At 47.9% G+C, this 14,607-nt stretch carries 13 protein-coding genes; 4 read left to right on the top strand and 9 right to left on the bottom strand.

The features are described 5' to 3' along the window. Positions 1 to 231 precede the first annotated feature (231 nt). Complete coding sequence (locus NK638_RS09205; RefSeq protein WP_274632781.1) at positions 232 to 882, bottom strand: DUF2939 domain-containing protein; 651 nt, start codon at positions 880 to 882, stop codon at positions 232 to 234. 411 nt (positions 883 to 1,293) lie between these two features. On the opposite strand from NK638_RS09205, the gene dnaJ reads away from it, so the two are divergent. From dnaJ to NK638_RS09190, 3 genes are all read left to right on the top strand, one after another. Beyond that, complete coding sequence (gene dnaJ, locus NK638_RS09200) at positions 1,294 to 2,421, top strand: molecular chaperone DnaJ (protein ID WP_274632780.1); 1,128 nt, start codon at positions 1,294 to 1,296, stop codon at positions 2,419 to 2,421. A gap of 193 nt (positions 2,422 to 2,614) precedes the next feature. Next, positions 2,615 to 3,457 carry a 4-hydroxy-tetrahydrodipicolinate reductase gene (gene dapB / locus NK638_RS09195; protein ID WP_274632779.1) on the top strand — a complete coding sequence of 281 codons (843 nt, stop codon included), beginning with the start codon at positions 2,615 to 2,617 and terminating at the stop codon, positions 3,455 to 3,457. Further along, a complete protein-coding gene (locus NK638_RS09190; RefSeq protein ID WP_274632778.1) occupies positions 3,450 to 4,406 on the top strand; it encodes a hypothetical protein in 957 nt (318 codons plus the stop codon). Before dapB ends, NK638_RS09190 begins: the two co-directional genes overlap by 8 nt. A gap of 82 nt (positions 4,407 to 4,488) precedes the next feature. Here the strand turns inward: NK638_RS09190 and NK638_RS09185 are convergent, their stop codons facing one another. The 8 genes from NK638_RS09185 to erpA form a co-directional block, all read right to left on the bottom strand. Then, a complete protein-coding gene (locus NK638_RS09185) occupies positions 4,489 to 5,664 on the bottom strand; it encodes a type III PLP-dependent enzyme (RefSeq protein WP_274632782.1) in 1,176 nt (391 codons plus the stop codon). 114 nt (positions 5,665 to 5,778) lie between these two features. Beyond that, a complete protein-coding gene (gene def, locus NK638_RS09180) occupies positions 5,779 to 6,333 on the bottom strand; it encodes a peptide deformylase (protein ID WP_274632777.1) in 555 nt (184 codons plus the stop codon). A 268-nt stretch (positions 6,334 to 6,601) separates the two neighbouring features. Further along, positions 6,602 to 6,856, bottom strand: a complete 255-nt coding sequence (locus NK638_RS09175) for a GlsB/YeaQ/YmgE family stress response membrane protein (RefSeq protein WP_075101331.1) — start codon at positions 6,854 to 6,856, stop codon at positions 6,602 to 6,604. A 397-nt stretch (positions 6,857 to 7,253) separates the two neighbouring features. Beyond that, entirely contained in the window at positions 7,254 to 8,738 is a 1,485-nt protein-coding gene (gene mpl / locus NK638_RS09170) for a UDP-N-acetylmuramate:L-alanyl-gamma-D-glutamyl-meso-diaminopimelate ligase (protein WP_274632776.1), read from the bottom strand. 276 nt (positions 8,739 to 9,014) lie between these two features. After that, positions 9,015 to 9,653 carry a copper resistance protein NlpE N-terminal domain-containing protein gene (locus NK638_RS09165; protein ID WP_274632775.1) on the bottom strand — a complete coding sequence of 213 codons (639 nt, stop codon included), beginning with the start codon at positions 9,651 to 9,653 and terminating at the stop codon, positions 9,015 to 9,017. A gap of 375 nt (positions 9,654 to 10,028) precedes the next feature. Next, positions 10,029 to 10,547: a disulfide bond formation protein B gene (locus NK638_RS09160; protein WP_274632774.1), complete on the bottom strand. Its 519-nt coding sequence runs from the start codon at positions 10,545 to 10,547 to the stop codon at positions 10,029 to 10,031. A gap of 60 nt (positions 10,548 to 10,607) precedes the next feature. Then, entirely contained in the window at positions 10,608 to 12,182 is a 1,575-nt protein-coding gene (gene gshA, locus NK638_RS09155) for a glutamate--cysteine ligase (protein ID WP_274632773.1), read from the bottom strand. Between the two features lie 336 nt (positions 12,183 to 12,518). After that, positions 12,519 to 12,899, bottom strand: a complete 381-nt coding sequence (erpA, locus tag NK638_RS09150; protein ID WP_105244487.1) for an iron-sulfur cluster insertion protein ErpA — start codon at positions 12,897 to 12,899, stop codon at positions 12,519 to 12,521. A gap of 507 nt (positions 12,900 to 13,406) precedes the next feature. Here erpA and NK638_RS09145 point away from each other — a divergent pair. Further along, a partial coding sequence (locus tag NK638_RS09145; RefSeq protein WP_274632772.1) for an ABC-F family ATP-binding cassette domain-containing protein occupies positions 13,407 to 14,607 on the top strand: 1,201 nt, incomplete at its 3' end.

Below are 14,607 nucleotides of genomic sequence, written 5' to 3'. Positions count from 1 at the left end.
ACGCCTGCCCCAGCAAGCTGCCAGGCCGACCATCTGACCCCCAATCGCGAAAAAGCAGCAGGGCTGGCTGTGATGGCGACGCCAGCTATCTACCGCGAAGACGGCGTGCTGTATCAAGCAAGTTTTGAGAGTCCGGAGTTTTTAGAGTTTTTGGGCGTGGAGTAAATAGATGAGCGGTCGCACGCCATAAATGCTGCGCGGTTTTTATTTAGATCAATAATAAACAGAGACTTATGGCAACACAATATTGACGATTTTCCATTCAATCAGACCTTGCCGCTGCATCTCGATGGTCAGCGGATATCCTTTGATCTGTCCGCTGATGGTAAAGCAGTTGATGCCACAATAGCTCAGCGCTGGCTTGTCACTATCATTGCCTTGCATGGCTTGTTTTTCTAGCTCAGCCGCTTGTTTTTGCATGACCTGTTGCATTTGATTTTTGACCACCGCATCGATATCACCGCGATGAATGATGAGGTTTTGAATCAAGTTTTTTAGATTGACCTGATTGCTGGCGATGGCCCACGCCGCCGCCAGCTCTTTGGTCGCGGTATTGGCTTGACCTTGGGTGTTGATGACGGTTTCGATGTTTTGTGCGGTGATGGCACCATTGACGGCCTTTATGATAAAGGTGTTGGCCGCTTGTATTAATGGCTCGCCGCCGAGCTCGGCCACCAACGGATAGCTGCGTATGGTGGTCGCAAATTGATTGGTGAGCTGGGTTTGTACGCTTGGCCTGACTTGCTCGTAGTCGATGGCGGCCGCAATCGCCGCACCGTCGTTGGCATCATAGGCGTTTTTGAGCTGATAGGCACTGTAGTAAGGCGAGCCTGCATAAACTGTCACCGCAATGACGATCAATAAAACCAACAGCTTTTTCATAAAAAATACTACCTTATCGCCAATCTAAAAGCCCAAATTTAAATGCGTACGAATATGGCGATAAATACTAGCATGAAGCCCTGCCAAAAAGGTATAAAAACCTTTGTGCTATTCTTAACGAACTCTGTTTTGGGCGCCCATCATCTTCTGTCCGACAATTTCGCCTCTAATGCGCTTGATAAATCACCTTACCATCTCCATAAATAGCGCAAACTTTTAATAATTGATTTGGCTAAGCAGCACCCCGCCGTATTCGCTTGTACGATTCAGACGATTCTCTTCTTTGCTTTTTATTGTCTCGCCATGTTTCATGTGAAACAGCATTGCGAGTCTGAATAGCAACAGACGATAATTGCTATGGGTTTGATGAATCGATCGATCGGCGGCCCTGCGAAGACGATAGGAGAGCCCATGAGTAAGCGCGATTTTTATGAAGTATTAGGTATCAGTAAAACCGCTGACAGCAAAGAAATTAAGCGAGCCTACCGCAAGCTGGCCATGAAATACCATCCAGATCGCAACTCTGATGACCCTGATGCCGAAGACAAATTCAAAGAAGCATCGATGGCGTATGAGGTGTTGAGCGATGAAGAAAAGCGCTCAGCCTATGATCGTATGGGTCATGCGGCGTTTGAAAACGGCATGGGCGGCAGCGGTTTTGGTGGCGGCGGCAACTTCCAAGACATCTTCGGTGATATCTTTGGCAATTTTGGCGATATCTTTGGTCAGTCGCGCGGCGGCGGTGGTCGCTCACGTCGCGGCTCGGACTTGCGTTATGTGATCGAGCTCACCCTCGAAGAAGCGGTACGCGGTACTAAAAAAGAAATCAGCTTTACCGCGCCTGCGCCTTGCGACACTTGTGACGGTAAAGGCGCAAAAGACGCCTCTGACGTGGTGACGTGCCAGATGTGTCATGGTCAAGGCCAAGTACGTATGCAGCAAGGCTTTTTTGCTGTACAGCAGTCTTGCCCGCAGTGTGGCGGCTCAGGTAAGCAAATCAAAAACCCATGCCCTGACTGTCATGGTAACGGCGTCAAGGACAAGTCACGCACGCTTGAAGTCTCTATCCCAGCCGGCGTCGATGATGGCGACCGAGTTCGTCTCGCAGGTGAAGGCGAAGCGGGTGGCGCTGGCGTACAAAATGGCGACCTGTATGTCGAGGTACGCGTCAAACCACATGACGTCTTTACTCGCCAAGGCGCGGATCTGTATATGGATGTGCCCGTCAGCATCACTGATGCCGCTTTGGGTAAAGAAGTGGAAATCCCAACCTTGGATGGTAAAGTCAAAATCAAGGTCGCTGAAGGTACGCAAAGTGGCAAGCTGTTACGCGTGCGCGGTAAAGGCGTGACGCCAGTACGCACCACCATGAAAGGTGATCTGATCTGCCGTGTGGTCATTGAGACGCCCGTGAACCTAACGCGTGAGCAAAAAGACCTATTGCGTCAATTCCAAGACACACTAGATGGTGATAGCAAGCATCAGCAGTCGCCGCACAAAAAATCTTTCTTTAAAAAGATCGGCGATCTATTTGATTGATCAAAGGGCTTTCATCGCGTTGATCACGCATGTGGCTTAATGAATCAATAACAAACCCCTAGCGTTTCACGTGAAACGCTAGGGGTTTTTAATGAGTGTATAAAAGACCACCCATGCAGGGATATTTGCTAAACTTAGGATAAATGACCTATAAGCACCACCGTGCTAAAAACATAAATATTTAGGACAAAACATGACCCAACAAACCAAAAAACAAACACAAGAACAAACCATCAAAGTCGGCGTCATCGGTGCTGGTGGCCGTATGGGACGCATGCTCATCGAAGCGGTACAAGACAACCCACAAACGACACTGAACGCCGCGATTGAACGTCAAGGCTCAAGCCTTGTCGGTGCAGATGCGGGCGAGGTCGCGGCGATTGGGCATTTAGAGGTGCAAATCGTCGATGATTTAAAGGCAGTGATTCATGACATCGATGTGCTGATTGATTTTAGCTTGCCCGATGCCACTGAGCAAAATATGCAAGTCTGTGCGGCAAATGACGTTGCGATGGTGATCGGCACCACAGGTTTTAATGAGCAGCAAGAGCAAGTGCTAAAAACTGCCAGCGAGCAAATCGCTATCGTCTACGCAGGCAACTATTCAACGGGCGTTAATTTATCGCTAAAGCTGCTCGGTATGGCAGCCAAAGCCTTTGGTGATGACGCCGATGTTGAGGTCATCGAAGCCCATCATAAGCACAAAATCGATGCACCATCGGGCACCGCCTACATGATGGCAGAAGCAGTGGCCGACGCGCGCGGACAGAGATTAAAAGACGTCGCTGTCTATGGCCGTGAAGGGCAGACCGGCGAGCGCGAAGCGGGTAGCATTGGCATTCATGCGATACGCGGCGGTGAGATCATCGGTGATCATACGGTGATGTTTATCGCTGATGGTGAAGTGGTCGAGATTACCCACCGCGCCCGTGCACGTATGACCTTTGCCGCTGGTGCAGTACGCGCCGCAACTTGGGTAATTGAGCAGGGCGCTGGGCAATATAATATGCAAGATGTACTGGGTTTAAATGAGTAGCTCTGCCCGTGCTTATCTTAAAGCGCTCAGTTATGCGGTAGCGACTGTGATGGCAGTCAAACACAGTCGCCGTGTCCTTGATAGCCATGTTATTTATAAAAGCCTACTAGCTACGGCTGTTGGTATGACGGTGCCGCTAGTGGCTGTCCAAGCGGCGACTTATGAGACTTATGTCATTGATACCTATGGTGGTCAGGCACTTATACCAGCGGTACGCCAGCAGTTAGAGAGTAGCCGTGACGGTGGTACGGTGACCAGTTATCAAGACAAGCTGGTCATACGCACCACGCCTGCCAATTACCCAAAGCTGCAGCAGCTACTCACGCAGATTGACCGTCAGCCGCAAGCGCTCACGGTGACGGTACGCGTTGGTAATGACCGCCAGTCAAAAGGTAGCATCCAGCAAGGTCAAGTCATCATTACCAATCGCGGTATCCAAGGTGCAGGCGTAATCAATCAATATAACCGCCAGCAACAAGGTAGTAGCTTGTATCAAGTACAAACGCTGTCTGGCAGCGCCGCTAGTATCAGTACCGGCACGCTCTATTCATTGACGCAGAACTATCGTGCCACTATTCAACCAAATTATCACCATCCCATTGACCGTCAGCCAAACGCGCAGATTATTATTCAGCAGCAAGTACTACTGCCAACGACGCAAGGCATTACTGTCACACCGCGTCTACTACCGAATGGTCAAGTCGAAGTGAGGTTGTCACAAGTTGAAGATCCACTGGCGCGATCCAACTCATCCTACAATAGGTACGGCACGAGCAGTAATAGCATTCAAAGTCAAAGTCAAAGTCAAAGTCAAAGTCTGAACAGTACGATCATTGTGCCACGTGGACAATGGGTGACGATCGGTGAGATTTCACAACGCTCAGTCAATAGCGGCAGTCGAACGGTCAAGAGCACTAACACGGTACCGATTGAGTTGTTGGTTCAATAGCTCATTATGCAAATGGCTAAATACAAAAAAGCGCGGTGTTATTAATAGCACCGCGCTTCTCTATAGATAATAGGTTCGAACCCTAGTCAATATAAACCACTTCAAGCGGCGGGAAGCCGTTAAACTCAACTGATGAATACGAGTTGGTATAAGCACCTGTGGTTAGCCAATAGATTTTGTCACCAATCTCAAGATCTTCTGGCAGCTGATAACCTGCTTCTTCGTACATGATATCAGTTGAGTCACAGGTTGGTCCTGCCAGTACGACCGTCCCTTCACTGGTAGACGTTTCCATCTTGGGAGTATAAACAGGATATTTGATGGCTTCGCCGAGCGTCTCGATTAAGCCTTGGAATAAACCAACATCCGTATAGACCCAGCGCGCCAAATCTGTATCTGACTTACGAGAGATCAGTACCACATCACTAACCAAGACACCTGAACCACCGACGAGTGAACGACCTGGTTCTAAAATAATCTCAGGCATCTCGTCATCATTATAATCATCAGTCAAATAGCTGGTAATCTCTTCTGCATAGACCTTAATAGGATTGACTTCGCTGATGTAGTTGGTTGGGAAGCCGCCACCTAGATTGATCATTTGTAGCTTGATGCCTTCTTCGTTCTTCATCCAGTCAAACATATATTTAACTTTGGCTAATGCATCATCCCATGCCGCAACGTCTTTTTGCTGGCTACCCACATGGAACGAGATACCATAAGGTACCAAGCCAAGCTCGCGTGCTTGAATAAGCAAATCAATGGCCATATTCGGGTGACAGCCAAACTTACGTGACAATGGCCATTCTGCTGTCTCTGATCCTTGTACCAATATGCGCACAAATACTTTAGAACCCGGTGCATGTTTGGCGATATTTTTAAGATCGGCTTCTGAATCGGTCGCGTACAGATCGATACCTTTTTCAAAAGCATACTTAACATGGTCGGCTTTTTTGATGGTGTTACCATAAGAAATGCGCGATGGCTCAACGCCGCAATCTAGCACACGATCCAGCTCATAGATAGAGGCACAGTCAAAGTTAGAACCAAGCTTTGCCAGCAGATTGATAACTTCGACCGCAGGACTGGCTTTCATCGCATAGTGCAATTTGGCATTCGGAAATAGGCTGACCATCTCATGATACTTGGTCTCGATACGGCTTAGGTCCACCACTAAAAACGGGGTCTCGCGACCTTCAGCAGCTTTGGTGAATTTCTGCCAGCTGGCAGGGTCAAAATATTGGTCAATTTTGATCATGGTCATAGTAGTAAACCTTTGGTGAGAGTAGTATCTGCTAGAAAAGTGAACGTCAAATCGTGGATATTAGATCATAATATCCACGGTAAGCATCATTGTATTCAGAATAAAAGATTAAGAACTGATGGGTTGTGACTGCTGCTCAGCGGACTGGGCGCCTTGCTTTTCGCGTATCTTGAGGACTTTACGAACTTTATCACGGGCACGTGTCTGTTTCAAACGAGACAGATAATCGACGAATATCACGCCGTTGAGATGATCCATTTCGTGTTGGATACAGACGGCAAGCAAGCCTTCGACCTCTTCGTCTATCTTGTCGCCGTTTTCGTCTAGGGCTTCGATGCGAACCTTGGTCGGACGCTCGACTTTGTCATAGACATCTGGCACTGACAGACAGCCTTCTTCGTACGGTTGTTTTTCTTCAACCAGTGGCGTCACTTTTGGGTTGATAAACACGCGAGGCTGGCTTTTATCTTCAGATAAATCCATGACGATTAGCTGAATATGGCGATCCACTTGACTGGCTGCCAAACCGATACCCTGGGCATCATACATGGTTTCAATCATATCGGCGATCAAGGTTTTGATTTCAGCAGTCACTTCCTTGACAGGCTCAGCGATCGTACGCAAGCGCGGATCTGGATAGTTTAAAATAGGGAGTAATGCCATAATGCTTACCTCAATGCTAAGGATAAAATAGGGTATATATTATAAGGTAAATGGGGACAAAAGTAATGCTTATCAATACTTTCCCCTTATGTTCGCGGGCATTAGAATTTATGCCGGTACATACAAAAGCCCTGCTAATCGCAAGGCTTTTGGGTAAGATACATATTTTAGCTCGATGAGTTTTGCTTGATTGATTTTTTCAAAACTATCTTTTTTATCAATGCAGTTTTATCAAGTTATCTGTACCAAATTAGCTAAGATGCGTTTCTTATACGCGGCGCTTACTGACGATCATCTCATACAAGAACAGTAAGATGATGGCACCAATGACAGAGAAGATAAGACCAATAAAGCCGCCGTCAGCATCGATACCGATAAGCCCTGCAATAAAGCCACCGAGCATCGCCCCGACGATACCTAATACAATCGTCATAATCCAGCCCATGGGATCGCTACCTGGCTTGATAGCACGTGCTAATAACCCTGCGACTAAACCGACGATAATCATCCAAATAAAGCTCATATTATTCTCCTAATTTTTTATCATTTATAATTGTGTAATGTGCTTTGATGAATCTATTGTAGTCATTCTGAGGATTGAAGAGTAAGCACAAAATGTTATCTGTGTATGGGCTATGTGAGGAAAAACCGCTGTTTGCTATCAAGCAGAGGAAATAGGTAAACGGAAGGTTACAAAGGTAGTAAAGTCGCTAACGGGTGGCAAAGATATGTGCTGAATTAAAAAACGATAAACATCAGACAAAAAAGTGCCGTTTATCATCCATAAACGGCGCTTTGGGTAGGTGATAGGCGGCTTATAACAGTGTTACATACAATAAATCAGATATAGCAAATTGACAATAAAACGGTGATATACGTTTAAACGCGCGACTGGTATCAATTTGACTTGTGTGCTGCGCCTATCGCTCGCGTAGGGCGGTGAGTAGTCGCTGATGAATTCCTTCAAAGCCGCCATTAGACATAATGACGATGGCATCACCTGACTGCGCATACGCACAGAGATGCTCAATAATACCCTCAATACTACAAAGTACTTGCTGATGACCGATGGTACTATCCTCGGCCATCGCGGTATCAATAACTTCTTTAAGCCCCCACTCCAGCCCGGACGGCTCATACCAGAGTGTATCGTCGGCTAGCGCCGCTGATTGTGCAAGGCTGTCTTGATGAATGCCCATCTTCATGGTGTTGCTACGCGGCTCGATGATGGCCCAAATGCGTCGGTCCGCCAGCTTCTTTTTGGCACCGTCTAAGGTAGTGGTGATCGCAGTTGGATGATGGGCAAAGTCATCGAAAACCAAGATATCATCGACATTACCAATCAGTTCCATACGGCGCTTGATACCTGCAAAGTCTGATAGAGCAGCACACGCGGTCTCTACACTCACGCCCACATCGTAGGCGGCGGCGACTGCGACGAGGGCATTGTTGACATTATGCATACCGCTCATCGACCACTCTACAATCGCTGCTGCGTTATCAGCAGGATAGCTGAGCTGAAAACGACTACCGTCAGCGGTTAATAGCTTAGCATGCCAGTCACTACCATCCGTGGCGCTGTCTGAGGCAGTGATAGTTGTATCATCAATCGCGGTGCGCCAGACGGGCGTCCAGACACCTTTTGCCAAGGTGTCCTCTAGGCTGGCTGTGGCGGCAGGCATGATGATTTTACCCGTACTAGGGATCATGCGTACCATATGATGGAACTGCGTTTGAATCGCATTGAGATCGGCAAAGATATCGGCATGATCAAACTCAAGGTTGTTTAAGATAGCCGTACGCGGACGATAATGGACAAACTTAGAACGCTTATCAAAGAATGCAGAGTCATACTCATCGGCTTCGATGACAAAATAGCCGCCGTTTTTATCCTCACTGTCTTTATTCGCTGCAAGTTTGTCTGCACCAAGATAGCTGCTGTGGGCAAACACTTGCTGCAAGTGTGTATCAGGCGTATCGACCAGTGGCACGCCGCCGATCAAAAACCCTGCATCGATACCAGCATAGTGCAGTATCCAAGCGAGCATCGTCGTGGTCGTGGTCTTGCCGTGCGTACCGGCTACCGCGATGACGTGACGCGACTGCAATACTTGCTCAGACAAAAACTGCGGACCTGAGGTGTAGCGTAGTCCTTCGTTTAGCAGGTACTCGATGACATCCATACCGCGTTTCATGGCATTGCCTACCACCACTAAGTCTGGCGCCGGCTGTAAATGCTCGATCAGGTATCCTTCTTCGATGACGACGCCGGCATTTTGCAGCTGGGTCGACATCGGCGGATAGACATTGGCGTCGGAGCCGGTAACCTTGTGCCCAAGCGCCCGCGCCAGCAATGCCAGCGACCCCATAAAAGTACCACAAATGCCAAGGATATGAATATGCATAGACGTTCCGTACGTGCTGAAGTAAAAAGGTGGACTCTCAAGCTGGTAGACCCAAAGACATAAGGTCTATCGGGGCAAACTGACTGGCTGAACCTTGCTGGCTAGACTTGCTGATTAGAGTTCGTCTGCAAGGTTGGATGTGCAAACGTTTGGTGCCCAAGAGTGGGATTCATTGTAAAGTAAACGTCGTTCGATGACCAATAAAAAACACCTAATGGGTAGGCGCAGTATTGAGGCTTTATCATAACAGGCATGAGTCAGCAACAAACGGATACGCTATTTACGCGATAAAACATAATCGTCATCGAGCTGTTTGTCATTGTCCATCAATATCAGATGATTGTCTTGAATACGGTAGGTCTCTATGTTTTCTTGCTCATAAACGATGGTAATGAGGTCGTTATCTTGACGATAAATGCCAGACTCAATCGTCGGGACTTTGGGCTGGGAAGGGTTGTTATACAGACTTGTTTTTAGGACGGAGCCATCGGCAAATAGGTTTAGGGTGATATCGATACTGTCACAAAAAGAGCAGGGCAACATACCGCCGTAGTCGCCTATTAGCGTGGCTTGTAGCGAGCTATAATTGGCGGTGTCTCCATCCCTATCTACAGTATCAATGCTGCTATCAGCAGTTGATTGCGCTGCCATGATCAGTGAGCGACCTTCTACGGCGTCGAGCTCGTCGGCATCAGCCTTAGGTTTAGATAGGCTGTCTGCCAGATCGACGGTAGATGGGCTGCTGTCTGCAGCGTTATTGACCGGCGCAACTTTAGTACTCACTTCTTTATTGGTATTAGAAGAGGCACTATCGCAACCAATCACCAACACGCAAAGCGGTATACCTAAGAGCAGACGATGAAAGCGTCTGATCGTCGATACATTAAAAGAGCAACTAGGCGCACGGTATATCATGGTCACACCAAAAACAGTTTTTTAAACAACATCTGAAAAGACTGCCTATCATATCGGCAAGTTCAGGGTATTGTCAAAATCGAGAAGTAATGAAAAAACCAGACGAACCATCAAAAACCATGATTTTTATGAGGCGATTATCATGTGACTCATCGTTGGTTTTGAGGTAGATAAACAGCGTTCAATCGCTTGGCAATTCTATAAAGCAGCGTATGTCACGCAGGTCTGCTTATCAGCAAATAGAATAAGCTGTGACAAGATATCAAAGGTTTAGAATATCTTTGTAGCGTTTTTGTTATTGGTTATTTTTATAAAATTATGCCATACCGATAGGCGTATCAGTATGGCATGGGGATAATAAGGGGATAAAGAGGACTATTTAGAGGCGATAGGACGTACGATACGCCACAACACCAAACCGTGGACGATCAGCAATAGACTAAATAAAATCAAAGACTGCTCAGGGATACTCAGTCCCATAAATGTCCAGTCGATAGCGGCGCACTCACCAGAACCTGCAAAAACTTCTTTAAACACCTGCAAAATAGGTAAGGTATCTAGCCAGTAGTCTAGCCCCGGACCACAAGAAGGCACTTGGTCGGCAGGTAGGTGCTGTAGCCAGACGTGACGGCCTGCCACCACAGTCGACCAGCCAATACCCACCAAGCTACCTAGCCATAATACCAGACGCACCGCCATAGATTTGGGGTGAAATAAAGCCGCCATCAGGGCAAACACGCCCATCACAATCAGCCCGATACGCTGAAAAATACAAAGCGGGCAAGGGGTAAACCCCATATAGCGCTGCAAAAAGAACAGCGCAAAGCTCATACCTATCACGGCCATAACGACCAAAAATACTTGTAGATTGCGGTAAGTGGTCAGCGGTAGCATGGGACAGTCACTCTTATTAGGTCGTTGTCTAAGATATCAAACCAGTGGTTAAGTTGGTTGCTAGCGGTATTGTTGTAAAAATTCCATAAAGTCTTCTGTTTCGGCAGACTCAATCTCTGCTTGTTGCAAAATAGACTTTTCTGCCAATACCTCATATTTGGCTTGGGCGTTGGGGCTCAAGGTCTGCTGCAACAACGCGTCACGATGCTGCTCTGCCAAGGTAAAGCCAAGTTGCCATAAGCTGCCCAAGCGTTTGCTATCGGCATTGACTTGCGCCGAAATCGTCGATTCTGGATGACTGGCTTTGCCTTGCATCAAGGCCACGGCTGCTCGGTAGTCATTGCCACCGTAGTGCGCGTCAAATAGCTCGGCAAGTGGTTGCATACGATCTAAATGCATAAGCATCCAGCTCTCAAGCGATTGCTCTTCGCCGTTATTGATGATGTTTAAGCCCTCGCGGCGACCTTCGTTTACCACGCGCTCAAGGTTGATTGCCAGCGCTTCTTCTTCCTCAGGGAGCAAGTCAGGCGAGTCATTTAGCAGACAGTACAGCGCCATGACTTCTAAAAAACAAGCGCTAGAGAGACGGATACCGACATCGCTATACGGGTCGAGATCGATGGCGCGAAACTCGACATAGGCGATACCACGGCGCTCTAGTGCCTCGGTTGGCGTCTCACCGCTCATGGCGATTTGTTTGGGGCGGATAGGACTATAGTACTCGTTTTCTATTTGCAAAATATGATTGTTAATCTGAATAGGATTGCCGTCCGCATCATCCAAACCCAGTTTTTCAAAGCTCTCATGCGGCGTCTGAATCGCGCGGCGCAATCCTTTGATATACTCAGGCAAGTTGTTGTAGCGGATGTCGAGCTGCTCTTGTACGCTGTTGGTATAGCCAAGTTTGCCCATCCGTAGGCTGGTGGCGGTAGGTCTGTAGTAGGTCGAGTCATTGAGGCGCTCTAGGTCATGCTCGCGCCCCGCCAAAAAACACGGACAAACGCTGGGGCTGGCTCCCAATAGATACAGTACCAAGCTGGTTAGGCGCTTAAAATTACGGATCAGTCCAAGATACTTATCGTTTTTAAACTCCGTCAGCGTCAGATTTTGCGCCGCTGGCGTCTTTGCTTGCCAAGCCGCAAACAAATCATCACCAAACGACAAATTATAATGCAAGCCTGCGATGGTCTGCATACGGCGACCATAGCGGATACCAAGCCCGCTGCGATACAGTGTTTTTAACTTACCCGTATTAGAGCTGCCATAGTCGGCCAGCGGAATATCTTCATCGTTCGATGACAGCATACACGGCATGGATAACGGCCACATCAGCTCACCTTCAGGCATACCTTGATAGACCAGCAAATGCAGCTGGCGCAGCATGTTTAAGGTTTCTTTGGGAGAGGTTTTTGGGTCAGTAATCAGCTCAAGCAGACTTTCTGAGTAATCTGTGGTAATAAACGGATGAGTAAGTTTGGAACCCAGTTTGGCTGGATGCGGGGTTTGTGCCAAAAAACCATCAGGTTTAACACGCAAGCCTTCTTTTTCGATACCGCGGAGCATCGCAGTCAGATGCTGATGGTCAAACCAATTGGGGATTTCAAAGTTCACAAAGCTACTCACAAAATTACTCATAATAGGCATCTATTGTTATTGATTATGGCAGACCAAAACACGACGGGTGTTTGACCATAAAATAGGTAAATATAAGGATGAAGAATTTGGTCAGTTTAGCTCAAAGCAGTCCTGAAAACCACGGACAATTACAAATACGATAAGCTTTATCCAAGGCGGTTTTGGCTGGTTTTACTAAAAAAATTGACACACAAATCACAGAAAAAAGCAGTCTGGTTTACTGCCCATGTAGCGAATGGGCAGGCACGAGACGAAAAAGCACCTATAGATAAGATAGAAAGAAGCCTTATCCATAGGTGCTTGAACCGTCGTTTTCAAACCGCAAAAAAGCGTCATTTAGATAGAGAATGACGAGCCGCAGCCACACGTCGTGGTGGCGTTGGGATTGGTCACGATAAAACGCGCCCCCTCTAAGCCCTCGGTGTAGTCAACGGTAGAGCCTTGCAGGTATTGATAGCTCATCGAGTCGACGACCAAGGTCACATCGCCATTATCAAAATTGGCGTCGTCTTCGTTTAGGTCATTGGCAAAATTAAAGCCATAAGAAAATCCTGAGCAGCCGCCACCGGTGACATAGACGCGCAGCATCAAGGTGTCATCGCCTTCTTCTTCGCGCAGGCGGCGCACTTTTTGAGCGGCGCTGTCCGTTAGGTTTAAAACCGTTGGGTCTACAGGCTGGGCGGCGCTTGGGTTAAATTGATTGGCTGATTCGTTCATATCTACCTCAGTTACTAGGATCAAAGGCTGTCGTCCTGTTTGGGTTTGCAAGCACAGTCATGCAAAAAAAGATACGCACGGCGTTTGATTCAATGGAATGCTGTCATTATGGCAAAGCGATGCGCGCGTTATCAATCCTCGTTATCAATATAATACAAGTGTCATCACTCACGCGCTAAATACATGCTCGGCCACGGGCACTTATGGTATCGCAGTATATCATAATGGGGGTGTTGATTCGTTTGTCAAGAGTGACGCTTGGTTATGCGCTATTAATAAACAAAACTGCCTTTGCGATGCTGCCGTACGGCCTCACCGAGGCGACTATGTTTACCGACCACGTTTAGCGATGGTGGCTATCATAGCAATCAAGATTTGCTTTTAAAATAGTGATTTAATCGTTTGCCTATCGGTGAGGCGTTTGAAATAATAGCCGCCAGTAAACATGCCAGACGTGTGTTTTTTATTGCCTTGAGTTTTATATTATTGTTGAGATGAAGAGATTATATGATCGAATTTAAAGACGTAAGCGTACGCCGTGATGGTCGAGAGTTGTTTGCAGGGGCAAGCTTTCAGCTCCATCCCGGTCATAAAGTCGGCCTAACGGGCAATAATGGCACCGGCAAATCTACCTTGTTTGCGCTACTGCTTACGCAAATGGGTACGGGGGACACCGAGGTCACGCTGGACAAAGGCGAGGTGAGTATCCCTGATAGTTGGCAGGTGGCGCACATGGCGCAGGAGGTCGGAGCCAGTGATCAGACGGCGATTGATTACGTGTTGAGCGGTGATGAGCAGTGGTACGAGATTAATGCCGCGCTCAGTGATTTAAGCGCTGTCAGTGATGAGCAAATTGGGGTGTTGCATCAGCAGTTCGATGAAATCGATGGCTACCGTACACCGACCAAAGCGGCACAAATCATGGCAGGCCTTGGGTTTAACACCAGTCAGCACGAGCTGCCTGTCTCAGGGTTTTCGGGTGGCTGGCGCATGCGCTTAAACCTCGCCAAAACCTTGATGAGCCGCGCTGATTTGATGCTGCTCGATGAGCCGACCAACCATTTAGACTTAGACGCCATTCTCTGGCTTGAGACTTGGATCAATGCTTATACCGGACTGGTCATCGTCATCTCGCATGACCAAGCGTTTTTGGATGCTACCGTCGGTCATATCTTGCACGTCGAACAACAAAAAATCACCCTTTATACCGGTAATTATCAGCAGTTTATTCGTACCCGTCACGAGCGTATGGTGCAGCAGCAGCAAGCGTTTGAAAAACAGCAAGCGACCCGCGCCCACTTGGATGACTTTATTCGTCGTTTCCGTGCCAAAGCCAGTAAAGCGAAACAGGCACAAAGCCGTATCAAGCAGCTTGAGCGTATGGCAGAGCTGTCGCCGATGATAGCGGACAACCCGTTCTCTTTTCGCTTTTATGAGCCAGCCAATATGAGCTCGCCGCTGATTGAGATGAAGCACGCCGATATTGGCTATAGCGATACGCCCTTGCTTCGTGACGCCAATGTGCAGGTCACGCCTGATACGCGTCTTGGGCTACTGGGTATGAATGGCGCCGGTAAGTCGACGCTGATTAAAGCCTTGGTCGGCGAGCTGAAAATTTTGTCAGGTACTTACCGCGTATCCGACACGCTCAAGCTTGGCTACTTTAACCAGCATCAAATGGACGCTTTAGATGCGGCGGCCACCCCGC

Origin of the sequence: Psychrobacter sp. A3, assembly GCF_028823565.1 — a bacterium.
In the GTDB taxonomy this organism is placed as follows: Bacteria; Pseudomonadota; Gammaproteobacteria; order Pseudomonadales; family Moraxellaceae; genus Psychrobacter; species Psychrobacter celer.
Note: the sequence above shows the minus strand (reverse complement) of the source record. Positions and strands in the feature narration are given on the sequence as shown.